The sequence below is a fragment of the Pseudoalteromonas sp. US3C1013 genome (assembly GCF_048401115.1).
Taxonomy (GTDB): Bacteria; Pseudomonadota; Gammaproteobacteria; order Enterobacterales; family Alteromonadaceae; genus Pseudoalteromonas; species Pseudoalteromonas undina.
In genome coordinates, this window is record NZ_CP183075.1 from 1,034,856 (window position 1) to 1,060,928 (window position 26,073).

Annotated in this window: 19 protein-coding genes; 11 read left to right on the forward strand and 8 right to left on the reverse strand. The window is 40.6% G+C overall.

Translation table 11 applies throughout. The features are described from left to right. Nucleotides 1–45: 45 nt before the first annotated feature. Nucleotides 46–1,464 carry a sigma-54 interaction domain-containing protein gene (locus ACNSN2_RS04850; RefSeq protein ID WP_418608667.1) on the forward strand — a complete coding sequence of 473 codons (1,419 nt, stop codon included), beginning with the start codon at nt 46–48 and terminating at the stop codon, nt 1,462–1,464. Nucleotides 1,465–1,617: 153 nt separating this feature from the next. Beyond that, complete coding sequence (gene ccoG, locus ACNSN2_RS04855; protein WP_418608668.1) at nt 1,618–3,000, forward strand: cytochrome c oxidase accessory protein CcoG; 1,383 nt, start codon at nt 1,618–1,620, stop codon at nt 2,998–3,000. Nucleotides 3,001–3,021: 21 nt separating this feature from the next. Here the strand turns inward: ccoG and ACNSN2_RS04860 are convergent, their stop codons facing one another. Next, nucleotides 3,022–3,438: a hypothetical protein gene (locus tag ACNSN2_RS04860; RefSeq protein WP_418608669.1), complete on the reverse strand. Its 417-nt coding sequence runs from the start codon at nt 3,436–3,438 to the stop codon at nt 3,022–3,024. Nucleotides 3,439–3,473: 35 nt separating this feature from the next. After that, entirely contained in the window at nt 3,474–4,388 is a 915-nt protein-coding gene (locus ACNSN2_RS04865) for a M14 family metallopeptidase (protein WP_418608670.1), read from the reverse strand. A 610-nt stretch (nt 4,389–4,998) separates the two neighbouring features. On the opposite strand from ACNSN2_RS04865, the gene ACNSN2_RS04870 reads away from it, so the two are divergent. Beyond that, on the forward strand, nt 4,999–7,902 hold the full coding sequence (locus ACNSN2_RS04870) for a TonB-dependent receptor plug domain-containing protein (RefSeq protein WP_418608671.1): 2,904 nt from the start codon (nt 4,999–5,001) through the stop codon (nt 7,900–7,902). Between the two features lie 322 nt (nt 7,903–8,224). Here ACNSN2_RS04870 and ACNSN2_RS04875 read toward each other — a convergent pair whose 3' ends face one another. Further along, nucleotides 8,225–8,752, reverse strand: coding sequence for a helix-turn-helix transcriptional regulator (locus ACNSN2_RS04875; protein ID WP_010392853.1), 528 nt, complete (start codon nt 8,750–8,752; stop codon nt 8,225–8,227). Between the two features lie 158 nt (nt 8,753–8,910). Between ACNSN2_RS04875 and ACNSN2_RS04880 the strand changes: the two genes are divergently transcribed. The 3 genes from ACNSN2_RS04880 to ACNSN2_RS04890 are packed head-to-tail and all read left to right on the forward strand — an operon-like array spanning nt 8,911 to nt 13,357. Then, nucleotides 8,911–9,987: a hypothetical protein gene (locus ACNSN2_RS04880; RefSeq protein ID WP_418608672.1), complete on the forward strand. Its 1,077-nt coding sequence runs from the start codon at nt 8,911–8,913 to the stop codon at nt 9,985–9,987. Further along, nucleotides 9,988–13,059, forward strand: a complete 3,072-nt coding sequence (locus tag ACNSN2_RS04885; RefSeq protein WP_418608673.1) for an efflux RND transporter permease subunit — start codon at nt 9,988–9,990, stop codon at nt 13,057–13,059. Then, nucleotides 13,052–13,357, forward strand: coding sequence for a DUF3240 family protein (locus ACNSN2_RS04890; RefSeq protein ID WP_010392847.1), 306 nt, complete (start codon nt 13,052–13,054; stop codon nt 13,355–13,357). Before ACNSN2_RS04885 ends, ACNSN2_RS04890 begins: the two co-directional genes overlap by 8 nt. Before the next feature lie 55 nt (nt 13,358–13,412). Here ACNSN2_RS04890 and iadA read toward each other — a convergent pair whose 3' ends face one another. From iadA to ACNSN2_RS04905, 3 genes are all read right to left on the reverse strand, one after another. After that, nucleotides 13,413–14,579: a beta-aspartyl-peptidase gene (iadA, locus tag ACNSN2_RS04895; RefSeq protein ID WP_418608674.1), complete on the reverse strand. Its 1,167-nt coding sequence runs from the start codon at nt 14,577–14,579 to the stop codon at nt 13,413–13,415. Nucleotides 14,580–14,591: 12 nt separating this feature from the next. Continuing rightward, complete coding sequence (yfcC, locus tag ACNSN2_RS04900; protein ID WP_138570819.1) at nt 14,592–15,995, reverse strand: putative basic amino acid antiporter YfcC; 1,404 nt, start codon at nt 15,993–15,995, stop codon at nt 14,592–14,594. A gap of 141 nt (nt 15,996–16,136) precedes the next feature. Further along, the gene (locus ACNSN2_RS04905) at nt 16,137–19,097 is read right to left on the reverse strand and encodes a TonB-dependent receptor domain-containing protein (RefSeq protein ID WP_418608675.1); all 2,961 of its coding nucleotides are present in this window, start codon (nt 19,095–19,097) and stop codon (nt 16,137–16,139) included. A 352-nt stretch (nt 19,098–19,449) separates the two neighbouring features. On the opposite strand from ACNSN2_RS04905, the gene ACNSN2_RS04910 reads away from it, so the two are divergent. Next, a complete protein-coding gene (locus tag ACNSN2_RS04910; RefSeq protein ID WP_418608676.1) occupies nt 19,450–21,162 on the forward strand; it encodes a cyanophycinase in 1,713 nt (570 codons plus the stop codon). Nucleotides 21,163–21,273: 111 nt separating this feature from the next. Continuing rightward, a complete protein-coding gene (locus ACNSN2_RS04915) occupies nt 21,274–21,825 on the forward strand; it encodes a flavodoxin family protein (protein ID WP_054200649.1) in 552 nt (183 codons plus the stop codon). A gap of 47 nt (nt 21,826–21,872) precedes the next feature. Here the strand turns inward: ACNSN2_RS04915 and ACNSN2_RS04920 are convergent, their stop codons facing one another. Then, on the reverse strand, nt 21,873–22,469 hold the full coding sequence (locus ACNSN2_RS04920) for a hypothetical protein (protein ID WP_418608677.1): 597 nt from the start codon (nt 22,467–22,469) through the stop codon (nt 21,873–21,875). A 387-nt stretch (nt 22,470–22,856) separates the two neighbouring features. On the opposite strand from ACNSN2_RS04920, the gene ACNSN2_RS04925 reads away from it, so the two are divergent. After that, the gene (locus tag ACNSN2_RS04925; protein WP_008468433.1) at nt 22,857–24,350 is read left to right on the forward strand and encodes an acetyl-CoA hydrolase/transferase family protein; all 1,494 of its coding nucleotides are present in this window, start codon (nt 22,857–22,859) and stop codon (nt 24,348–24,350) included. Nucleotides 24,351–24,388: 38 nt separating this feature from the next. On the opposite strand, the gene ACNSN2_RS04930 is transcribed toward ACNSN2_RS04925, so the two are convergent. Continuing rightward, complete coding sequence (locus ACNSN2_RS04930; protein WP_010392830.1) at nt 24,389–24,748, reverse strand: winged helix-turn-helix transcriptional regulator; 360 nt, start codon at nt 24,746–24,748, stop codon at nt 24,389–24,391. 121 nt (nt 24,749–24,869) lie between these two features. On the opposite strand from ACNSN2_RS04930, the gene ACNSN2_RS04935 reads away from it, so the two are divergent. After that, nucleotides 24,870–25,451, forward strand: coding sequence for an NAD(P)H-dependent oxidoreductase (locus ACNSN2_RS04935; protein ID WP_054200651.1), 582 nt, complete (start codon nt 24,870–24,872; stop codon nt 25,449–25,451). Nucleotides 25,452–25,462: 11 nt separating this feature from the next. Further along, nucleotides 25,463–26,014, forward strand: a complete 552-nt coding sequence (locus tag ACNSN2_RS04940) for a redoxin domain-containing protein (protein ID WP_010392826.1) — start codon at nt 25,463–25,465, stop codon at nt 26,012–26,014. The last annotated feature ends 59 nt before the right edge of the window (nt 26,015–26,073 follow it).

The following is a 26,073-nucleotide window of genomic DNA, read 5'->3' on the forward strand; positions in this document are numbered from 1 at the left end:
GGATAAAATTGGCATAATGCTCGCGATATTTCGCGAGGTTGTATTATGATAAAAAACTTTTTAAACGATCCTACCTTATTGCTTAATGCGGTGGGTGAGGGCATATACGGATTTGATTTATCCGGCAATGCGGTATTTGTAAACCCAGCTGCAGAGCGAATGACTGGGTGGACGGCCGATGAATTATTAGGAAAAAAAATACACCAATATCATCATCATAGCCATGCCGATGGCTCCCCTTACCCTGCCGATGAGTGCCAAATTTATTGCACTATGTTTGATGGCAAACGCCGCGAAGTAAAAAACGAAGTATTTTGGCGCAAAGATGGCAGTGCCTTTGCCGTTGAGTACACCTCCACTCCCGTTTATAAAAATAACCAGCTCATTGGTGCTGTAGCAGTATTTCGCGATATATCAGCACAACAGCAAACGCAAACTCAGTTGCACGAAGCGTTAGCTCAAGTAAAGCACCTAAGCGAGCAGCTAAAAGATGAGAATGATTACCTTATTGCCGAGCTTAATGAGGATTGGCAAGATTCAGGACTGGTTGGCCACAGCGCTGTATTCCAACGCATGTTAGATCAAATACAGTTAGTGAGTGAAACCGACAGCACCGTACTCATTCTTGGTGAAAATGGCACTGGCAAAGAGTTGGTAGCGCGTAACTTACACCGTCTCAGTAAACGCAACGAACAAGCATTTATAAAAGTAAATTGTGCGGCATTCACTCCAAGTTTATTAGAGTCAGAACTTTTTGGGCATGAAAGGGGCTCATTTACTGGCGCTAACGAGCGTCGTAAAGGACGTTTTGAACTTGCCGATCACGGCACCTTATTTTTAGATGAAGTCGCAGAGCTGCCGTTAGAGTCCCAAAGTAAGCTATTAAGGGTATTACAAGAGCGTGAATTTGAACGCGTTGGCGGTAGTCAAACCCTAAAGGTTGATATTCGCATCATTGCTGCAACCAACCGTAACTTGTGGGAAATGGTACAAGCAGGGCAGTTTAGAATGGACTTATATTACCGTTTAAATGTATTTCCTATTCATGTGCCAGCACTTAAAGAACGAAAAGAAGACATTCCTTACTTGTGTCAAAACTTAATTGCACAAATAAACAAGCGCTTAGGTAAGCAATTGCAAGGGTTAAGTACAAAAGCGATCAGGCAATTACAAGCCTATGACTGGCCAGGTAACATTAGAGAGCTGCAAAATGTACTTGAACGAGAAGCTATTTTATCTAAACACTTTACATTACAGTTAAGTCAGCCGCTCAAAGCGGGCGATGATAACGCCATAAACCCAACGCTTACACTTGATGAAGCACAAAAACAGCATATAAGCAGCGTATTAGCACTGTGTAATTGGAAAATTGCAGGTGAACAAGGCGCGGCAAATAAGTTGGGCTTACCAGAGAGCACCTTACGCTCAAAAATGCAAAAATTAGGACTGCGTCGCCAGAGTTAATTCGTGATATATCGCGATAACCGCTAAATATCGCGATATTATAGTTCGGTTTTATTTTTAAAGTCATTTAATATCAACGCTTTAGTTTAACTTTCAGTATGGTCTGAAAGTTGCAAATGCTTGCTTAATACCCGTCACTATGAAGTAAGTAACATGAAGTTTGATATTAAAGAAGAAGACATGATCATAAAGCCCTATAAAGAAGAGGGGCCAATTTATATACGCGAGCAAAAAGGTTTTTTTCAACGTATACGTCGCAATTTAGGCTGGTTGTTAATGCTGAGTTTTATTGCCATTCCGTGGGTTCAATATAACGGCCAGCAAGCGGTTTTATTGGATGTGGCCACCCAAAAATTTACTATTTTTGGCCTTACCTTGCTCCCTCAAGACTTTATGATTTTAGCCATGCTGTTTATGGTGGGAGCGTTTGCCCTATTTTTTGTTACCAACTGGCTTGGCAGAGTATGGTGTGGTTATACCTGCCCACAAACCATTTGGATGTTAATGTTTTCTTGGGTTGAGCAACGTATAGAGGGTACGCGTAACCAGCGTATTAAGCTTGATAAAAGCCCGTGGGATATTACCAAATGGCGAAAAAAAATCACTAAGCACAGTGCTTGGCTGGTTATTTCGATACTCACGGCGACCTCATTTTTAACGTATTTTATCCCCGCTAAAACCTTGTATCTCGAAATGTTAAATTTAGAGTGGTCTGGGATCACTAGTTTTTGGGTATTTTTATTTGCGTTTTGTACTTATGGAAATGCGGGCTTTTTACGTGAAAAAATGTGTACTGTGGCGTGTCCGTATTCGCGCTTTCAATCGGTGATGTTTGATAAAGACACGCTGGTGGTTACTTACGATAGTGAGCGGGGTGAAAATCGCGGCCCACGTAAACGCAAAGCGGATCCTAAAGCGCTTAATTTAGGTGATTGCGTAGACTGTAACTTATGTGTGGAAGTATGCCCTGCAGGGATTGATATTCGCAATGGCTTGCAATATGAATGTATTAACTGTGGTTTATGTATTGACGCTTGTGATGACACCATGGATAAGTTTGGCTACGAAAAAGGCTTAATTAAATACGCCAGTGAAAAGCAAATGGCAGGGCAAAAAACGAATCCATTTAGGCTTAAACTTGTAGGCTATGGGGCGTTAACTGCGCTATTAATTTTATCTATGTTTGCATGGATGTTACAACGTACCCCTATAGAAGCCTCAGTACTTAGAGATAGAAACGCATTGTACCGGGTAAATTACGAAGGCTTAGTTGAAAATCCTTACACGCTCACTATTATCAATAAAACTCAACAACCGCTGCATTATTCAATTTCAATTAGCGGTTTAGAGGGGGCTACATTGCAAAGCCCAAATGCTATATTAGTAGAGCCTGGGCTGATGAAAAGTGTGCCGGTAACGGTGACCGCAGACGGTTACGACTTAGCACGCAAAGTGAGCAAGCTGAGTTTTGTGATCACTTCGCAAGAAGATCCTGCAATTACTATTACCAAAGACAGTCAGTTTTATAAAAATTAATAAAGTATGAGTCCTAGCCAGTTAACAACCTGACTCGGCTAGGGCTAGCTGCTTAATTACAAATTTTTTGGCGCTTTGAAAATCATCAAACAAGCACTCTTGTAAATGAGCATCACGGCCAGAGCTGTGCATAATCCGCTGCAATTGCCTTATAGCAATAGGCGAGGTGAGGACAAACGCACTGATCAAACAGTTATTAATCCCCATTGTTTGGCTTACATCTATCATGTTTTTTTCAGCATCGGGGGTAGCAGCGATCACTTCGGGAGAGTGGCTAATATAACCCCAAGGCAAATGCTTAAACGGTTCAATGGTATTTAATAAAGCGGCTTTAAAATGATTTAATAACTGAGGGTTTAAGTTACCTTTAAACTGCCCAATAACTATATTACCTTCAACGCGCAAGCTATAACTGCCGTAGTTATTTTCAAATTTCAATAGCCGCTCCTTTTACTTATTATCTACTGCATTGGTCACTTATTAATAATGTAGTCTAAGGCACCTGAAATTGCAGCAACTTGCGCTAATATACACTCTTCAGGGTTAGCCGTTGCACTGTCTGGATACACTTCAGTGGTGGTGACATACGCAGCTTCAGAAAATCCCATACATAAGCCTAAATCACGCCCTGCATAATTAATTACCCCAAATTGTGTTTGTGGAACGCCAATTAACTGCTGGTTTTCATCACTAGGTGCAATATGCGTTACTTTTTCAACGTGTTCAATAATTGCTTTTTGAAAAGCGGGTTCAGGTTTGTTGCTATCAGCCACTAAATAAAAGCCATCTGGAATATTCCAATTGGTGTTTACTTTGCCTTCGCGTGCTGCAAGTGCAGGTCTAAATTCACTGTTATCCGAATCTGTTGTTTCATGTAAATCGATATGCGCGATTAAATCAGTATTTAAAGGTTGCACATAGTTCATCACTGCCGCTGATTCTTGTGCTGGGCTGCCCTGATAAAAAGAGCGATTAGGGTCGACCGCATCAGGGTTCCAACGATTAATTGTTTCATAGCCCCATGGGCTAATACAGGGGGTAATTACAATATTAAAGTGCTCAGCGTACTTATTTGCCAATGTTTTAGCGAATCTTAAAGCGCCATGAACACCACTGGTTTCGTAGCCATGTACGCCGCCAGTAATTAAAACTGTGGCTTTGTTTGTATCAAAATTAGTGGTTTTTAACGCGTACAAAGGGTAGCTACCTGCGGCATAATTAAGCTCACCGTATTGCTGTACTTCTAGAGTGTTTTTAAGTTCATCAATTAATGTTACGACTTCTTGTTGATAGCTTCGCTTGATACTTTGGCATGCCAGCCAATGCGCTTTATCCTCGTGATTCCATTGCTTGCCGGGTGTGCCAATAGGATAAGTAGAGTGAGTCATGTAAAATCCGATTTATTAAAATATTGCAGCAACTATACCTAAATTGCTAAAAAATACGAGTGCAAGTATCAAACTCGATTTTGCTATAAACGATGTTGTTAACGAAGAAACGCCCGGTTAAAAAGTGCGCGCATCGAGGTTTAATTAACCATTAAAAGTAAGCCCTCTAAATAAAGTTCCCTAAAAAGAACCAAGCGCACAAAAAGTGAACGCTAGTTTTTGAGCGTTTTTAACATTATTGATTAAAAATAAAGCTTTTATATTTATATAATATTATCAATAGGTTAATTTGGCTTGTTTTTTTTGGTGTTATTTACGTTAATGCTGGGTTTGTAAATCTATTTTTACAAAAAAAATCATTTTAAATTAGTGTGTTACCAATAATTATTCATAAAAAAAACATAAAAAACTTATCTTTAACATTTGACACATTGCTGGCTGGTGAGACTCAACTTTATTCCTGTGTTAAAAATGCTGATAAATTACATTTGGTTACATTGTAAGGCATATATTTAACGTTCATGTAAATAATGGCTTAGCAAAAGTAACTTTTCCTCAGGCTAACTAGCAGAGATCACAAACTAAGTCACTCTGTAAAAAGAAAGGTGTTATGTTGAAAAAAATAAATCTTATCGCAGCAGCAGTTAATACAGTACTTGTAACAGGTGCTATTGGCGCATCGAGTGCATTCGCTCAGTCAACAGCAGATGCTAAACCAGTTGAACGCATTCAAGTGACTGGTTCAAAAATTAAGCGCTTTAACCTAACCTCGCCAACGCCTGTGACTGTGATCAGCGGCGTTGAGATGGAAAACCAAGGTATTACTAACGTTAATGATTTGCTTGCAGAAATGCCACAAGCGACGGTTGGCCTATCACCAGAAACAACGACTAACACTATTTATGCGTCAGGTCTTAACACAACCGATCTTCGTGGTTTAGGATCAGAGCGTACATTAGTGCTTGTTAATGGCCGTCGCTTTGTGCCTGGTTCTGTGGGTGACACTGCAGTTGATTTAAACAACATTCCTACCACAATGATTGAGCGTATCGAGATTGCTACAGGTGGTGCTGCAGCCGTTTACGGTGCAGATGCTGTAGCTGGTGTTGTAAATATCATTACTAAAAAATCAATGGATGGGATTGAACTTGATGTTTCTACTGTACGTCCAGAGCAAAGTGGCGGCGAGCAAAACAACTTCTCAATTACAGGTGGTATGGAAGGCGATAAACTCTCTTTTATTGCTTCATTTAATTACACAGAAAACAAAAGCTATGGCAAGCTGAGCCGTGATTTTTACCGCAACCCTGTGAACTCATTCGCAAACCCTGCAAATACAAGTGGTGACGACGGTATCCCTTCACGTGTTGTTTTAGGTCAACCAACTGGCCTTGCTTACTACTCAGAAGGTGGTGACTTTTTTACCAAAGACGCCTTTGTTGATAACGGCTATGACAATCACCACTACACTTTTGATGCAAATGGTAACCTAAAACCGTTTGACTATGGTTTAGGTCGTATTCCAAACCCAGGAGTTGGACGAGACGCTACAAGCTACTTCCAAGATGGTCAAAATCAAGGCGATGGTGTTTTTGGCCACGGCTATAAAGAGTACTTTCAAACGCCACTAGAGCGTATGATTGCTTCAGCGTATGGTACTTATGAACTTAATGACGACCATGCACTTACTTTTGACTTTACTTATTCAAAAACTGATGCAACCACAGAGAGCTCTCCAGCCTTCTTCCGCCATACAATACGTCGCGACAATGCATTTATAAAAAGCGATATGGCTAAAGTAATGGACGACAATGGGCTGAAATCAGTCACACTTCGCCAAGCTAACGAAAACTTATGGGGCGATCGTGCATATAACCAAGAGCGTGAAGTATTCCGTACTTCAATAGGCGCTGAAGGTATATTAAGTGATGACTGGGGCTACTCTGCTTACGCACAATTTGGTCGCATCGAGCAAGATACTCTTTGGACTGGCGAAGTATTAACGCAAAACTTGGCGAACTCTATTGATGCCGTTGAATACCAAGGCAATGTAGTATGTGCTAAGCGTAATGCAGACGGCGAAGTTATTGGGGCTATCTCTGGTTGTACACCATTTAACACAATGGGCGCGACTTCGGCAACACAAGCACAGTTAGACTATATAGCGACTGATGCAACGCGCTTTGCACAACACGATCAAGCCGTGTTTGCTGTTACTGTAGATGGCGCCTTATTTGAGCTACCTGCCGGTTATGTTGCAGCTGCATTTACCGCTGAGCACCGCCGTGAGTCAGCAACTATTACACCGTCTGAAAATATGCAAAAAGGCTTAATTTTTGGTAATTCAAGCCTTCCAATGGATGGTGAGATTGATGTAAATGAGCTCTCAGCTGAAATTTCAATTCCATTATTAGAAGAAACCTTCCTAACAACGGATTTAACCCTTGAAACAGCATTTCGTTACATGGATTACTCGGTAACGGGTGAAGATAATGCCTGGAAATTAGCCCTAAACTGGGGTGTAACTGATGAGTTACGTATACGCTTAAACCGTTCTAAATCAGTACGCGCTCCCAACCTAGGGGATTTATTCACGCCTAACTCAAAAACGTTTAGCTCAGGTCGCGCGGATGTATGTAGAGCTGACTCTATCGCTGAATCAGGCAGTAAATATAAAGATAATGTAATCAAAAACTGCCAAGCAGCAGGGCTTCCTGAAGGCTGGATGCCATCAGATGAATGGCTTTCAGGTGGTAGCTTACCAGGCTATATTCAAGGTAACCAAAACCTTGAAAATGAAACATCTAACGATTACACCATTGGCTTAATTTATACACCTGAGTTCGTGGAAGGGCTAGATATAACGCTTGATTACTGGTCATTCGAAGTAGAAGGCGCTATTGAATACTTTGGCCGTAACAGTGTTGAGCTTTGTTATGAGTCATCATCGTTAGATAACCCTTTCTGCAGTAACGTTGTGCGTAATAAAGAAACGGGTGAAATTGAAAACTTCTTTACTCGTCCTATAAATGCCGCTGTTATTAACAAAAAAGGCGTAGATGTTGAATCTGCATACCGTACTGAACTGTTCTCTGGTGACTTAGCACTAAAATTAACGGCAACGTACCTTATTGATGACAATAGTAATTCAACTGGCCGTGCTGAAGATTTTAGAACTGATGTAGGCGAAATAGCTTCACCTCGTTGGAAGGGCCGTTTTAATGCCGTTTATTCTCACGGTGATTCAGCGTATGTGCTAACCATGAGCTACCGTCATGCAACTGTTAATGATAACGACTGGACCATTGAGGACAACAACTACAATGATATCCCGTCTTACACAACATTTGATTTCATGTACAAAACTTATCTAATGGATGAGCTACAGTTACGTGTTGGTGTTAACAATATATTTGACCGTGAACCACCACGTAACCCGTTCACTTACGACGATGGAGAATTTTTCGATGTTAAAGGACGCCGCCTATCTTTAGGTGCAAAATATACTTTTTAATTTAAGCGTATAACACTAAAAACGCCTTAGTTTATTAAGCTAAGGCGTTTTTTTATAGGTAAAAGTAACTTTCAAAAACGAGTATTGTTAAAAACTGCGTTATTATTAGTCTAAATCAGATTGAGGCTTTGCTGTAATTGGGCCCATTTTTATTAAAAACATAATCGTTTCTGTAACGATATAATTAACTACTAATACAACGTAATTACTATTTTCTAAAATATGACCTTGAGCTTTAAAGTCCTGAGTCATAATGGCGAAATTTAGCTGCCACTTTAATGCTGACTAAAATAGCGCACAAGTAAATGCGATAGTCACTGCATTAGTTAATGGCTGAGCTTGAATGCGCATAGTGCCTTTGCTGCATAAAGTCTTCCAAAAACCATGCGGCAAACTCATGTCTGCCCTCTACATCCGCTTTACTATATATATCTGAAGCTTGTTGGCGTACTGTTTTTTCTTTAGTGCTTCTAAGTGCGCTAATTTCTTTAAAGCTAAGTCCTTTGAGTAATAACATAGCGACCTCTTGCTCGCTGCGAGTGAGTGTCCACTGAGAAAATTGAGTTTGTATAACACCACTGTATTGATGGCGCGCGTCTTTCATTTCCTGCGATATATTGTTTAGCTGAGTCATAGAGTTGTTTAACTCGCGCTTGAGGTTATTAATTTTTTTGGTTCGTGCGTTAATATCTTTAATTAAATACAGAGCACCCAAGCCAGAAATAACCACAATTAAACTCTCAGTAAAAATATGCCACTGCGGCACTCCTAATTTTAAATCCATGATCACGTCAAAAAAATTTAACACCATGATCATCAATAGTGTTGCTGCAATTATTTTATCTCTCATTAAAGTCTCTATTATCAGTAAGTTAAATTTACAATGGACATATGTACTGTGATACAAAAATTAAGGTTTATTGGCATGTTAAGGCGTTTGCCTGATGCGATAACCCCGTAAAAAAGGCATGGTTATTCTATAAAATTAATCACATGCGAACAAACCAAATGCAGTTAAATTATACAAAAATACGATGTAATTTTGTTCAACACTCTAACGCGTTATTATTTATCGCTATGCTGACCTGTTTAACTATTAGCCGTGTGTCAGCCGCGCAAACGCTTGCTCCCATTCCGATTAGCGAATTAAGCGGGTTTGATACTCAATTTGCCACCACTCATGCTACTGACTTTATTGATGCTCAAAGTGTAATGGGGGAAGTGAGTTATAAGCCGGGTATAAATTACACGGTATTGTTTGCATTTGATGTCGCGCAAATTAATTATCTATACGCTAACGGGAGTCATGTAAAAAAAGGCGCTATTGTTGCAACTGTTCAAGGCAGTGATGTTCAGCACTTTTTAGACACTTACCAATCAGCAAAAGACATGCTTAATGTAGCTAAGAGCCATTATGATATAAACAAGGTGCACCTTAAAAATAAAATTATTAGGAGCTCTGAGTGGGTCACTATTACGCAAAGTTACTATGCAGCTAAACTGAGCTTTGAGCATTTAAATCACCAAATGCGCTATTTGCAGGTTGATGAGCAAGAAAACGTGAGCTTGATCAGCCCAAAAACAGGGATATTACAATTTCCTACTCAAGCGGCAAATCGTATGTTAGGCGAACGAGCATTCGACATTCTTGACCCTAATAGTATTGAGGTTAAGTTTACTGTTCCTATTAGCTTGGGCAAAGGGGTATCTTATTTTAGGGTTTCTGAGCAGTGCCAACTCAAAATTAAAAGCGTAGACAATATTGCTAATAAGTACCATCAAACTATTTGGGCATCACCAAGCTCTGCACAATGTAACTTAACCATTGGGCAGAGTATTAAAGCGGTTCCGGTTAAAAAAATAACGGGTTACAGCGTTGCCAAATCGGCGCTATTTGAGTTTGAAAATACCAATTATATTGCCATTAAAGCTGACGAACACCTTGAGTTTGTGCCTGTACAGTTAATTGGTTCACGTAATCAAGATTTTATTTTTAGCGCCAATATCCCCTTAAATAACCGACAAGTATTAATTAGCTCAGTAAGTGCATTGCAGGGAATACTGTTGCATTTAGGGAGAGAATAAATGTTGAACCTGCTTATTAAGTTTTCACTAACGCAGCGATTGTTTGTTAGTATTTTTGCCATTATTGCTATGGTTATAGGGGCTCGCTCGTGGTTGAGTATTCCGGTGGATGCATTTCCTGAAATATCGCCTACCCAAGTAAAAATTGTTTATAAATTACCGGGTATGAACGCCCTTGAAATTGAATCCCAAGTAACGCGCATTATTGAAACCGAACTACTGGGCATTCCTGCTCAGCAAATGCTGCGCTCTACCACCAAGTATTCGATTACCGATATTACCATTGACTTTAAACAAGGTACTGACATTTACTGGGCGCGCCAGCAAGTAAACGAGCGGCTGTTAAATATTTTACCTAGCTTACCTACCAATATTAGTGGTGGTATGGCACCAATGAGTACGCCGCTGTCTGAAGTGTTTATGTTTACCATAGAAAGCCCTAATTTATCGCTGATTGAAAAAAGAGAGTTACTTGATTGGCAAATACGGCCATTACTGAGAACCGTGAGTGGCGTAGCTGATGTAAATAGCTTAGGCGGGTATGCAAAAACGTTTGCTATCGCCCCCAACAACTTATTAATGCAGCAGCATCAAGTTAGCTTTTTACAACTGCGAGAGGCGATAGTGCAAACCAATCAAAATGGTGGCATAGGGCGCTTAGAAAAAGGCAACGATACGTTAATTTTGCGTACTGAGGGTAAATATAGTGATTTAGAGGCCATCAAAAATACAGTCGTTAAATCAACACAAAACAAAGTGATCCGCTTAAGCGATGTGGCCCATGTTGATATCGGAAGTTTAACTCGTTATGGGGCTGTGACCAAAAATAGCGAAGAAGCTGTTCAAGGGCTAATTATTGCGCTTAAAAATAGTAACACAGCGCAAGTGGTGACAGAGGTAAAAAGTAAACTGCGCCAAATCGAAGCCTCACTGCCGCAAGGTACCAGCATTAATGTGTTTTACGATCGTTCTAATCTTATTAACACCGCAATTAGCACAATTACTGGCGCATTAGGCCAAGCTATCATTTTAGTAATTGTATTATTGGCGTTGTTTTTAGGGGATATTCGCTCCTCTTTAGTGGTGTCGTTATCATTACCTATGTCGGCGCTGTTAACTTTCATTATGATGAAACAGTTTAATTTATCAGCCAACCTAATGAGCTTAGGGGGCTTAGTGATAGCAATTGGTTTGCTGGTGGATTCATCGGTTGTCATTGTTGAAAATATTTTAAATCGGCTGGCTAATAATCAACATTTACCTAGGCTACATGTTATTTATCGCGCCTGTAAAGAGGTTGCTGCACCGGTTTTTTCAGGCACTATCATTATTATTATTGTATTTTCACCACTGTTAATGCTCACCGGGCTTGAGGGAAAATTATTTACCCCTGTAGCGCTCACTATCGTATTTGCTATGTTAAGTGCGCTATTGTTATCGCTTACAGTTATTCCTATTTTAGCCTCGCTATTGTTGAAAAATGAACCCGTAAAACAGCCTAAAATGGTGACTTTGTTACAAGGCTTTTATAGTAAAACCCTTGCTGAGGCGATTAAAAAGCCAATGCTAATAAGTGTTACTTCAATGATGGTACTGATCCTCAGTGGCGTGTTATTTCAGGGACTTGGTAAAAGCTTTATGCCAGTGTTAGATGAAGGCGACATTATTGTTCAGCTTGAAAAATCTCCCAGTATTTCACTACAGGCTTCCCTTGATATAGACAAGCAAATTGAAGCCACCTTATTAAAAAACACTCCAGAAATAGTGCAAATTGTCGCGCGTACTGGATCGGATGAACTGGGGCTTGATCCTATGGGGTTAAACGAAACCGATGTGTTTATGGAGTTGGCACCAAAAGAGCAATGGCGCTTTGCTTCAAAAGCGCAACTAATAGAGCATATTCGCCAAACGCTTGCGCAATTTCCAGGTGTTAATATTGGCTTTACTCAACCTATTCAAATGCGTGTATCAGAAATGCTAACGGGTGGCACTGGCGATATTTCAATTAAAGTGTTTGGTAACGACATTGCAACCTTGTCATCGCTTGCAGAAAAAATCACTGCGCTTGCAAATCGTATTGAGGGGGCAAGTGATGTGCAAATGGCGCTTATTGAAGGGGGCAAATACGTTAATATTAAGCTCAACCCTGAGGTTGCGAGTCAATTTGGTTTAACAACGCAAACATTAAGTGAGTATTTAAAGTCTCAGCTTGAAGGATTACAGGTGTCTGCGCTGCAAGAGGGCAACCGTGTTATTCCTATTGTATTTAATAGTGCCACAGCTAAAAACCAATTAGTGGATTTATCTTCTATTCAAGCGCTAAAAAGTAGCCTTATTTTAATGCCAGATAATAGCTTAATGCCGCTTGAAGACGTTGCTAGTATTGGTTTTAAAACAGGGCCATTGTTAATAGAGCGCGAAAAGGCTAAGCGCTTTGCCTCAGTTAGCGTCAACGTAGATAACCGTGATGTGGTGAGTTACGTGAATGAACTTAAAGCTAAAATTAGCAGTAATATAAAGTTACCCAGTGGATTTACTTTATCTTTTGGTGGCGAGTTTGAAAGTCAGCAACGCGCAACGCAAAATTTATTAGTACTCATTCCTGTGGCGTTAATATTAATATTTATTATTTTATTTACTACCTTTAAATCGCTATCTAAATCAATGCTAATTATTGCCAATATCCCGTTTGCGCTGATGGGCGGGGTGATTGCTTTGTATATTAGTAATGAATATTTATCGGTGCCTGCATCGGTAGGGTTTGTTGCCCTATTGGGGGTAGCCGTACTTAATGCGATTGTGATGATCAGCTATTTTGAACAAACTAAAATGTTTGCTGCAAATGTAACGCAGTGCATTTTAGATGGTGCTAGTAGGCGGCTACGCCCTGTATTAATGACCGCGACAACCGCTATGTTTGGTTTATTGCCGCTGGTGTTTGCAACAGGTCCAGGGGCTGAAATACAAAAGCCATTAGCTATCGTAGTTATTGGCGGGTTAATTACCTCCACTATTACAACACTTTATTTATTACCTATCTTTTATGGTTGGTTGGAGAAGAAACATGGCTGAACAGTTACTTTTTACCCTAAATGCACCCACAAATATAAAAGATGACGTAGTTGATATATTAATAGGCATAGACTGTATAACCGGCTTTAACTTAAAAAAAATTCAAGGCTATAGCAAAGAGCACAGCGAGTTTGATATTGCCGAGCAAGTAGAAGGGCATCGCAGTTTTTATCAATTTGAGGTGCATATTTTATTATCTGAACTTGCCATAGTAAAAACGGCGCTAAGTCCTGTTTGTAAGTACACGCCGTTAAAATATTGGGTAACCCCAATTTATGAAAGTGGGCACTTAGGATAACTCAGTATCTAGCATTTTATGCTGCTGAGCATTCTCAGCAGCATTGCGTTGCGTGTTACTCGAACACTCCTTTTATGACTGCATGGGTGTTTTGCACCATTAAAGTGCCGTTAGCCCATACATACTCAGGGGTTAAGGTCTCTTTATCAAGAAGGACAACATCCGCGTCGCTTGTTGCTTTAAGGCGGCCTTTATCAAGTCCTAAAATATCGGCAGGGTTACTGGTTATGCTCATTAAAGCCTGCTCTATAGGGACGTTATATTCTTTGACTGCTTGCTGAAACGAACTCAGTAGGGATGCCTCTTTGCCCACCTCAAGCCCTAATAAATTAAAGTCTTTATCAAAAATAGGTAAACTAGCATGGCCATCTGAGCTCATAGTGAGTTGATTTGGTGCTACGCCTTGTTCTAAGCAGTAGGCAAGGGCATGGGCTGCTGCATATTCACCATGTGCTAAATCGTAGTCGGTGGTGCTGGTGGTAAAGTCGATAGTACCGCCTTGATCACAAAAGTGAATACCGGCATCAAGAAGTCCTTTATTACGGTTCATATGCGTAGGATAAAACTGTTTAAGCTTAATATCACTTTGCTGAGCCACCTGATGCAAAATACTCAAGTGACTATCAACAGGGCCCACATGAATACTCACAGTGCCTTTTTTACCACTGAGCATACCGGCTACTTTGGCCTCGGCTGCCAATTCTGCTAATTGCTGGACCGTAGGTTGGCTACTGCGATGATCAGAAATAGCCACTTCGCCAACACCTATAAACTCCTCTATATACATGATGTCGTCAGTGATTGAGCGAGTAAGAGTTTTAGCGGGTAAATGATACGAACCGGTATGGCAAAATACATTCAGCCCTTGCTCTTTTAGGCCTTTTGCTTTGGCAACCAAATTGGTAAGCGTACGTGAGCTTGAGTCGGTACCCAGTGCGCCCACCACTGTGGTAGTGCCCGATAGGGTTGCATCGGTTAGGTTCATTTCAGGGGTACGGCTGGCAAATCCAGCTTCGCCACCGCCACCGGTAATATGCACTAACGAGTCAACAAACCCCGGCGTAACAAGCTTATTTTTACCGTCAATTCGTTTGACGAGTACACTGCTGTCGAGGATTATATTTTCGTCAATAGCAATGATTTTACCACCGCCAATTAAAACATCTTGTGTGCCTAGGTAGGTAGGTGCATAAACGTTTGCACCTTGAATTAAAGTTAACATAACAAATTCTTTTTATTGATAATTAATAAAGTAAGCAAGAAATATAAAGCCGCTTGCTAATACAAAAAGTGCTAGAGCAAAGCGCCAAATAAACGCAGCCCATTCTCCCCAATCTAATTTCACGACCCCTAAACAACCAATTAAACTAGCTGAGGTGGGAATTAAAATGTTGGTTAATCCATCGCCTAATTGAAAGGCCAATACTACAATTTGCCTTGATACATTGAGCAAATCGCCAAGTGGAGACATCAGTGGCATAGTGATGGCAGCTTGGCCTGAACCCGATGAAACAAAAAAGTTAAATACACTTTGAAACACCAGCATTCCCCAAGCTGCAATGTAATCTGGCACACTGGCTATGCTACTTGCACAGTAATAAAGCAGGGTGTTGAGAGTTGAGGGAGTGGTTAAATCACTACCGCCTAATAGTAATACAATGCCTTTAGCCAGTGCGACTAATAACGCCGCTGGCAATAATTCTTGTGCACCGTGTTTAAACGCTTCCGCGCACTCATTCGCGGTTAGCTTTTTAAACACGATGGCAATTATTGCACTGATAAGGCCAATACAAAAAAACTGCGCAGCAAGCTCAGGAATATAATATTGGCGCGCCATCACCCCCCATACAACCCAGGCTATGCCCAATACAAACACTAATAATGTGAGTGCATCGGCTAGGCTGAGTTTAATCGTTGGCTGATCACCCGTTTTTTGGGATTGTGTTTTTATCCGTTTTGCATAGCGCATTGTAAACACGAGGCCTACAAGGGTAAAACAAGCCCACGCTAACATACGAAAGCCCGCACCAGAAAATACTGGGATTTCAGCTATCGATTGCGCTATAGCAATGCTAAAAGGGTTCATCCATGAGGTGGCAAAGCCTATTTGCGTGGCCACGTAAGTTGTAAGTACAGTGACTTTAGCGTCGTAGCCAAGTTGTTGCATAATAGGGAGCAGCACAATACAAAATGCAATAGCCTCTTCGCCCATACCAAATACCGCGCCGCCTAACGAAAATAGTAAAAACAGTAAGGGAATAAACAGCCATTCAACCCGCTGGGTTTTATTAATAAGTGCCATAATGCCGTTATTAATCGCGCCGGTTTTCATAATAATGCCAAAGGCACCGCCAGTGATTAAAATAAACGCCATTACGCCAATAGCTGCACCATATTTATCACCCGACACTAAGCCTTCAAACAATACATTTGCTAAACCAATGTCGCCACCTTGTGCAAAAACAGGTGGTGATTGTTGGTCGTTAACGGCTTGATATTGTGAAAGCTGCACAGTGTGGCTACCAGATTCTGCATTAAATACCCCAGGGGTAATAAATACCGTGGCCATATAGGCAACCACTGCCACACACAGCAAAATGATGCTTGCATCTGGCATAGAAAATTGTTTTTGTTTCATAATTTCACTTTAATAAAAGGTCATTGTGTTGATGCGTAAATAAACGCTTAAACGTACTTTAGCACTTAATAGGCAGTGTCACTGTAGCCATGACCTGTAATAAAAGGAAGGCCGCAAAGCGTTTGCTTTACGGCTAAGCGGTTAAAAGCGGTAGCTAATACTTAATTTATAATTAGCACCTAGGGCATTATGATTAATTGAATCAAAGCCACGGCTTGAACCATAGAGTTTAGGCGGTTCTTTATCAAAAATATTATCTATACGGGCGCGTAAAGTAAGCGCTTTATTAACATAGAAACCCGCTGATAAATCCCATACGAGCCAATCGTCAACCTGATGACTGCCCTCTGGATCAAGTTTACCGAGTTCATCAAGTTCGTCAATCTCACGGCCTCTAAGCCCTTCGATATCGTCTTCATAACTGCTGGTGTAGTTAGCCCCTAAGTTTAAGTAGTAGCTTTGTGCTTCCCAATCGATTGACATACGAGCGATGTTTTCAGGGTAGCGATATGTACCCACTAGCTTTTCAATTGAGTCTGAGCCCGGTTTGTTGCGTTCAAATTCAAGGTAGTGAGTACCGTCAAAAGCGAAGGTTAAGTCGCCGCCAGATAACGCAAAGCGATGGTCAAATTTAATATCAATACCCGCTAACGTTTGTGTGCCGGTATTTTCAAGCGGAATGACATGGTCGCGGAATAAGGGTAAGTAGTCTTCACCAGGACGGGGATTAAAGTTATCTGGGTTTTTATCGCCAGCTTTGTTATCTTCATCAACATAGTTAGCTAAAATCTCAGTAAGATTAGCGCCATCTTGCTCGATATTTAAACCGCTATTGTCAAAGACACCACATAACTCATTTTCGTAAGAAATACCTTGCTCGCCTTCTGGGACAATACCGCAATGGCGCAGTGATGCATCAGTAATGGCGCGATCGAGTACTGCAGTCATGTTGGTATCAATCACTTCTTCGTGATCAAACTGCCAATAATCAACGGTTAAGTTAGTATCAGCGCTTGGGCTCCAGGCAAAGCCAACACTAATAGCCTCAGATTCCTCAGCTTTAAGGGCTTGATTACCAAGTTCGAGCGAGTTAACGCTTACCTCAGTACCTTCACCCATACAGTAAAGATCAGACACCGCTTGGTTAGCACCACAATCGAAAGTGGATTGCGTGGTTCTTAATTTAACGCCAGCTTGAGTTAATGATGGTGCTCTAAACGAGGTTGACCATGAACCACGAACAACTAACGAATCAGTCGGGCGATAGCTCAAACCTATTTTAGGATTAAAGGTGCCACCAAAATCATCGTAATGATCGTATCGACCCGCTGCTTGTAGCTCTATTTGCTCACTCAGTGAAATACTTAATTCAGCAAACGCTGCATATTGAGTGCGATCGGCTTCTGATAAACTAGAGCCAAAGCCAAATACATCAACAAGATAGTCTTTATCTGCTTGAGCTTGTGAATCAAGCGAAGGAATGTCGCTTAGCTCTTCACGGCGTGCTTCTACCCCAAATGAGGCATAGGCTGGTAGGTCGTTAAAGGTAAATAGCTCACCATTAAAATTAGCATCCCAGCCGTAAACTGTACTTTCTCCGCTGCGTGTTGGGCGAGCTTGCGCTGTTGCCAAAATGGCATCATTAGCGGCGTCGCCTTGAAGGAAAGGGTTGTAAAAAGGCAGCAGTTCTCCCGATGCACAGTTTAAGTCAGTACTGTCATAACTTGCCAGCGTACCGTCTGAACATAGCTCGCCTGTAATCGCGCCATGGAACTTGTAACGATTATAAACCCCTGCAATCGCTTCTTGCTCTGAACGTGAGCGAGAAAAGGTTACCCCAGATTCCCAACCCCAATCACCAATTTCACCACTTAGGCTACTTACTAAGCGAAAGTTTTTCGTTTCTACTTCCACCGTTCTTGGGGCATTAAAGCGCGCATCAAATGCAAAACCATACACTTCTCGACCACTTTGGGTATCAAATGGGTCAATGTAGAGTTGATCTAATAAATCATTACTACCATCGGCATTATCGTAAATAAATAAGGCGTCTTCTAAAACATACGGGCCGTCGTCGTCATTAATTTGGTTAATAGGTGAGGGCGATGAGTACGCTTTTGCCTTGGTCTGACTGTAAAAAAAATCAGTATGCCATTGTAGACCACCAAGCTCACTATTAAACATAAAGCCGGTTGAAAGGCTTTCAAATGGCGTTTCTAGGTAATCATCTTGATTAGGGTAGTAAGCACAAATTTGTTCATCAAATTCAGTAGTAACTAACTCGGTTTTGCAGTTTGGTGATGGAAGTTCGTTACCATCTCGGCTGCTGAAATAATAAATATTAGGTGAGTTCTCCAGCTTAGGTAAATAGGAGTAACCATTCACTAAAGAGGGAGAGGCCGTGTAATTACGATCGGTCGCTTTGAAAGCGTTACGGTCGTATATATCTGCAAATACCGTTAAGTTACTCTCGCCTATTTTTGTACCATACACTAAGTTTAATTGTTTTTTACTTTCGTCATGTTGATCAAAGCTATCGGCAAACGAAGTATTGATTTCAGCGCCTTCAAAATCATCTTTTAAAATGTAGTTAATAACACCCGCTACAGCATCGGCACCATAAACGGCTGATGCACCGGTGGCTAAAATATCAATACGTTCAATGGCCGCTAGAGGAATAGAATTCACATCTACAAAGTTTTCAGTACCTGCAGCAAATGAACTAGGCGCAACTCTTCGCCCATTTATTAATGTCAGCGTTGCCGAAGGTCCCATGCCTCGTAAGCTCGCTGCTGATTGACCTGCTGGTGTAGAGGTAGACGTACCACCACTTTCAGAGGTTGAGAACGTACCGCTTCCGCCTTTAAATACAGATAAATCTTTGAGTAATTCATGAATGGTATTAGCACCAGAGCGTTTGATTGCATCTTGGTCTAACACGGTTAGTGGAATAGTGCCTTCCAGATCAACGCCTTTTAAGCGAGATCCTGTTACTTCTACTCGTTCAATGTTGGTATCAGTTTGAGTTTCTTGTGCATACACACAAGTGACAGGGCTCAGTAAAGCGCTTACTGTGGCCGCAATAGTTAGTTGACGAAACATTGTAGTACCTTTTGTCTTTTTTAAGCGCGCAGAAATAGGTTTAATATTTCTTAAGGCTTTAATTATTATGGTTTTTAGACAGGGCAATGGTGAAATGACACGCTGAGCCCCTCACAGAAATTAGTGAGGCGGTGGGCTACTCGTCAAACCACTCCGAAAGGTAGTGTGGTGAGTAGAAATATGTTGTAAGCAATGTTGCTTTTTTAAACATAATTCTCGTTCCAAAAAGGTTTTTGACAAAGCTAGCAAATGGGTGCTAGCTTACTCGCGTTTTAAAGTTCCTTTTTTTTATAGCAAGTGAGAGACGCTCTCGCAAGTTATTTCTTATAATTTTTTACATGAGTGTAACATAATGGAACGAATAAATTTACCAAACAAGCGGTTAGTTAAATCGCGAATAATAACCGCTTTTTACTCAATTTTAATTGCTTTTTCGCTACAGTTAAGCGCAAAAGAGCCTAGTCAAACTCTCGTGTTAGTGGGGGGAGCTCTCACAACATGTGCCAGTTTAAGCCCTAAAAACTGTGAAAAAAATACACAAATTTCGGGTAAAACGCATAATGTATTTACGCTCTCTCAGGCTAAAATTAGTCAAATAAAGCAACAGTGGCCCAGTAAAAATAGCCAAGCTAAAAACAACACTATTAAAAATTTAGCAACAATGCAGGCTAAGTCATCGCCCACATTGTCGAAAAAAGAGTTGTTATGGCTATGGCGTGATATTGATAGTACACAGCTCAATAATTTATCGGATCAAGAATACAATTTTGTAATAGATATGCTTGAAGTAGCGCAAATAAAAAGCGACAACACACGACTAAAAGAGCAGGTAAATACTGCGCTTAATAGCGAATCGGCAGCGACAGAGATTTTGCAGTTTATATCGGGAAGTTTAAAAGTTAATGATACTAACCCGAGTATGCTAGCCATTACCGCCTCAAGCAGAGACCCTTATGAATCTGCTGATTTTTATGAAGGATTACTAAGCTTCCCTAATGTAAATTCGCAATGGCTTGCATTAACCCCTGCGCTTGCTAAAGCAATAACCACCAACAAGTGTGATGATATAACCACGCTTAGGCACTCCGAAATGGGGCTATATCAACGCGAACATATTTACCCTGATCGCACACAAGCTGAATATCAATTGTGTAAAAAAGGCACCGACGCTTTAGTAGAGCTAATCAATAATAGCACCGGTATTATGTTTAATGGCGGCGATCAAAGCTTAACCCGAAAAGTATTATTTGATGAAAATAACCAGCCTTACCCTTGGACAAAAGCATTACAGTCTCGCCCTGTTATTGTTGGAACAAGTGCAGGTACCGCGGTGCAAAGTGGTGGGCAAGCCCACGCCGGGAATGTGGTGATGATCACCAATGGCACTAGCTTGTCGGCATTGAAAGAAGGCGCACAAGCCATTGATGCCCCAAGTGAACGCTCAAACAGCGATAGTTTAACTTACAACCGCTTTGGGGGTTTAGGCACATTTAGTTACGGTGTACTCGATACACACTTTAGCGAGCGAAACCGTACATTAAGACTAGGCACTTTGCTCGACGACTTAAGCGCAAACCAAGATCAGCCGACATTCGGTTTTGGTGTAGACGAAACCACAGCCTTAGTGGTGATTAAATCTGAAGCTGGCAATTTAATGACCGTAATTGGTAAAAATGGTGTGGTGATGGTTAAATCAACAGAGCAAGCTCAGGCTGAAACTAAAACTAAAACTAAAACCTACAGTTACTCTTACTGGCCTGTGGGCAGTGTGATTGATATTAAAAATAACGATTTTACCTTAAGTCAGCGCAGTATTAGCCAAGCATTGCCAGCAATTAAAATACCGCCTTTACCAGTTCAGCGTTTTGGCAGCATTTTAACGCAGGCCAAATTACGCTCTTTAACGCAAGCCATGTGCCTTAGCCAAGAACAAACGGCTGTTGGCCAGCAAGATGAGTTTATTATTAGCCTATCTACCACGCCTGAGTCGGCATATCATCGTATTAGTGCTGCGCAGTATGGCTGTGCGGTGAGTAATTTAGAAATTGCAGTGAGTACCTTTTAATTTAATGCCACGCAAGCTAATTTAATTAAACACGCTGCTTAGTTGATTTTAGATTAAGCGGCCATACTATATTTAAAGCGTGTTTATTAAATCACAACAAAAGGAAGGTTCATGAGTAAAGTAGCGGTTATTTATTTTTCGGGATATGGCCATACCAAAAAAGTGGCTGAATTTGTAGCTGATGGAGCAAACGCTCAGCTTATTGCAATCGATGAGAATGGCGACATAAAAGACACCGATTGGGATGTATTAAACAATGCAGACGCCATTATTTTTGGTGCACCTACCTATATGGGCTCATATCCTTGGCAGTTTAAAAAGTTTGTTGATGCTACCTCTAAAGTATGGTTTACCATGGGGTGGAAAGACAAAGTATTTGGCGGGTTTACTAATAGCGGCAGCCTAAATGGCGATAAACAAGTCACTCTAATTAGTATGCAAACATTGGCTTCGCAACATGGTGGAATTTGGGTAAGCCTAGGGTTACCACCGGCCAATAAACTGGAATCAACTCGTCAAGACATCAATAACTTAGGCGGTTCAGTTGGCGTATTAGTGCAATCACCTACTGATGCAGATGAATCTGCTATTCCATCAGGCGATTTAGAAACGGCTCGTTTATACGGCGAACGTGTAGCTGATGTGGCCAAACGCTTAAAGTAAAAGTCACTCGATAAAATAAGTTAAAAAAGCCACATTGTGTGGCTTTTTTAGTTTGATAATTCTAATTTTTGTTGTTTGTGCTCTAGCTGGTATAAGCTTGAAAATTGACGTTTATGAACTTCAAATAAATACGCTCTTAGCTGCTCTTTACCATGGTGAATGTGTTTAATTTTTGCTGCTATACCACACTTACTCTGCCTAACCGGTTCTATATCTAATGATATCGCCGCTTCGTTGGGTAAAATAAATTGCATATTCTGCAACTCATCAAGCTCACTGTGTACTGATGTGGGTTTTAAAAATATTCCTGTGCTAGATATAGATTCAATGCAAAAACCTTGGCTTTGGATATTTAATTCGCTCAACCGCCAGCTGCGCTGAATACCTTTAGTGTCAATTACTTCGGGGGCTTCTAATACGGTACTGAAATGGCCTAATTCATCGGTTTTAAATTGAAGTGGGAACCATAGTTGGTAGTGGGCTACTTCTGCTAATAAGGTTAATTTAGCTTGACCAAGTAAATGCGCAATACCATCTGGTATTGATGTTTGTACTGTTAACTTTGTTTCATTGATTAATGCACTACTTTGACTAGGTTCAAATAAGCCAGATAAAAAGTTAATTTCTTCGTCAGACAAATCCATGTATTTTCCTTAATACCTAAATTGTGGATTCTATTCCTCACAAGGTTACTGCCCAATGAATGAACAGTTTATTATTTTGTAAGCTCCGCATAGCGCGGCTAAATTTTTATACAATTAAAAATTTCAACCTTCCTGATTGAAATTTTAAATGGTTGATTTTAATTAGTTTTGTTTATTTTTAAACTCAGTGAGTTAAATAGTTGTATGCGTTTTTTACTATTTTAACCTTATTATCACCAATAAGTTAAGTAATAAAGTGTACAAAATTAAAACGCTTCGCGATGTTTTTATATCAACAATGCGTAAATGAGACTTAGGTCTAGCTTACGAAGCATAAGGAAATACTTAGAATAGCGCCAAATAAAAATGGGGTTTAAGGGGTTCCAAATGCAATTAGAACGAATTCGTCGTAGCGATTTACACAACAAAGTGATGTCTGCAGAGCAGGCCAGTTTATTTATTAAAGACGGCATGACCGTGGGTATGAGTGGTTTTACTCGTGCCGGTGAAGCGAAAGCTGTACCACGTGCGCTTGCAGAGCGAGTGCGTGAAAACCCAATGAAAATTAACCTAATGACGGGCGCGTCATTAGGAAACGACTTAGATAAGCTACTAACTGAATCAGGTGCGTTAGCGCGTCGTATGCCATTTCAAGTAGACAGCACATTACGTAAAGCGATTAACAACGGTGAGGTCATGTTTATTGACCAGCATTTATCTGAAACCGTTGAACAGCTACGTAATCATCAGTTAACGATGCCTGATGTAGCGGTCATTGAAGCCGTAGCTATTACTGAAGAAGGCCACATAGTACCTACAACATCAGTGGGCAATTCAGCCAGCTTTGCTATTTTTGCCAAACAGGTAATTGTAGAAATTAATATGTTACACCAGCCAGAGCTTGAAGGGCTGCACGACATTTATATTCCATCTTATCGTCCAACACGTACGCCAGTGCCATTAGTGAAAGTAGATGACCGTATTGGTAGCACTGCTATTCCAATCGACCCGGCTAAAATTGTGGGTATTGTATTTACCAATCAAAGTGACTCATTTTCAACTGTTACCGACCCAGATGCAGACACAGCCTCTATTGCACGTCACTTAGTGAACTTTTTTAAAGAAGAAGTAGCACAAGAGCGTATGCCTGAAAACCTAGGCCCATTACAAGCCGGTATTGGTAACATTGCCAACGCAGTAATGATGGGTTTATTAGACTCTGATTTTAAAGACCTCACTATGTATTCAGAGGTACTACAAGATTCTACCTTTGATTTAATTGATGCGGGTAAACTTAATTTTGCATCAGGGTGTTCAATTATTTTATCAGAGCGTTGTAACTCACAAGTATTTAATAACCTTGAAAAGTATCGTGATAAGCTAGTACTTCGACCACAAGAAATGTCTAATCACCCTGAAATTGTGCGTCGTTTAGGTATTATTGCAATTAACACTGCACTTGAGTTTGATATATATGGCAACGTTAACTCAACCCATGTGTGTGGTACTAAAATGATGAACGGTATTGGTGGTTCAGGCGACTTTGCACGTAATGCGCATGTATCGGTGTTTGTAACTAAATCAATTGCCAAAGGTGGCGCTATTTCAAGTGTTGTGCCTATGGTAAGCCATGTTGATCATACCGAGCACGATGTTGATATTTTAGTAACCGAGCAAGGCCTTGCTGATTTACGCGGTTTAGCACCACGCGAACGTGCAATTGAAGTCATTAAGCACTGTGTACATCCAGATTATCGCAACGCCATGCTTGACTACTACGAGCGTGCATGTGTTCGTGGCGGTCATACGCCTCATATTTTAGAAGAGGCATTCAGCTGGCATACCCGCCTTGAGCAACAAGGCACAATGAAGCAAAGCTAATACATAAAACCCCGCATCTGCGGGGTTTTTATTTTTAATTAGTCTAAAATATTAGACTCAGACCAAACCCTAAGATCGTGAAGAATTCCTAGTGCAGAGCGCCCAAACTCAGTGAGCTCGTAGGTGACAGCAATAGGTCTAGTGCTGATCACCGTCCTTAAAACCATCTTATTGGCCTCTAACTCTTTTAAACGTTGATCTATCATTTTTTTGCTCGCTCCACCTAACATTCGAGTTAGATCATTAAAGCGAACAGGTTCATCTTTTAAGTGATAAATAATAGAACTTGTCCACTTCCCGCCAATTAAGCGCATTCCTTTTTCAATAGCACAAGGTTCTAAGCAGGCATTTAAAACTTTTTTTCTTCCCTTACTATCTGTTTCTATAGAGCTTTCCAAAATTTAACCTCTAAAATAGGGTGGTTACTAAAAGTATACTAATTGAATCTATTCTTCAGGTAACTATTATATACCACATTAAAGTAAAGACCAATTTTCGTACTATTTTTGGAGAGATCACATGAGCAAGGTACTCATTATAAATGCACACCAATATTATCCTTTTTCAGAGGGCAAATTAAATGCCACTCTAGTTGATGTAGCATCATCGATACTGATAGAAAAAGGCCATGAAGTTAAAACCGTAACTATGACAGATAGTATTGATGTAGAGGCACAATTAGCACTTCATCAATGGGCTGACGTTGTCTTACTGCAATCACCTATTAACTGGATGGGCGTGCCATTTTCGTTCAAAAGGTATATGGACGAGGTGTATACAGCCGGTATGGGTGGCGCCATGTGTAATGGCGATGGTCGTCACCAGGACGACCCAAAAAGCGGTTATGGCACAGGTGGCACACTTAAAGATACTAAATATATGATGTCACTCACATTTAACGCACCAGAGGAGTCATTTAACAATTCAGAAGAATTTTTTAATGGTAAAAGTGTTGACGACTTAATGTTCCCAATGCATATGAACTTTAAGTTTTTTGGTATGACAGCAATGCCTACCATTGCTTGTTTTGATGTTATGAAAAACGCCGATATAGATACTGACTTAGCGCGCTTTAAAGCACATATAAGTACACACTTTTGAGAGGAAACACAATGACTAATGCATCACAGTATACAAATAAACTTCTTCCGGGGAGTCGTTTCCCAAAGATTAATTGCCCTGTACTAAATAGTAACGAAGTAGAGTTAGGGCGTGTCCAGCAAGACGCTGCTTGGCAAATGGTGGTTGTGTATCGTGGCCAGCATTGTCCTATGTGTACGCAGTATCTAAATCAGTTAGAAGAAATTAAACAGTCATTACAAGACATTGGAGTTTCTTTAATTGCTGTATCGGCCGACAGCGAAGCGCAGTTGTTAACACATAAAGAGAAGTTATCAGTGAGTTACCCCATTGCGTTTGAATTAAAGCCTGAACAAATGAATGCGTTAGGGCTGTATGTTTCTCAACCTCGCAACGCTCAAGAAACAGACCATTTATTTGCTGAGCCTGCTGTGTATGTAGTGAATGAACACGGTACAGTACAAGTTGTTGATATCTCAAATAATCCATTTGTAAGACCAGATCTGTCTACTTTATTGCGAGGTATAACTTGGATTAAAAACCCTGATAATAATTACCCTATTCGTGGAATGCATAAAGGTTAATGTTTGATGGTTTAAGTTTGCCACTATGATCTGTAAAATAACTGCATATTATTTACAGA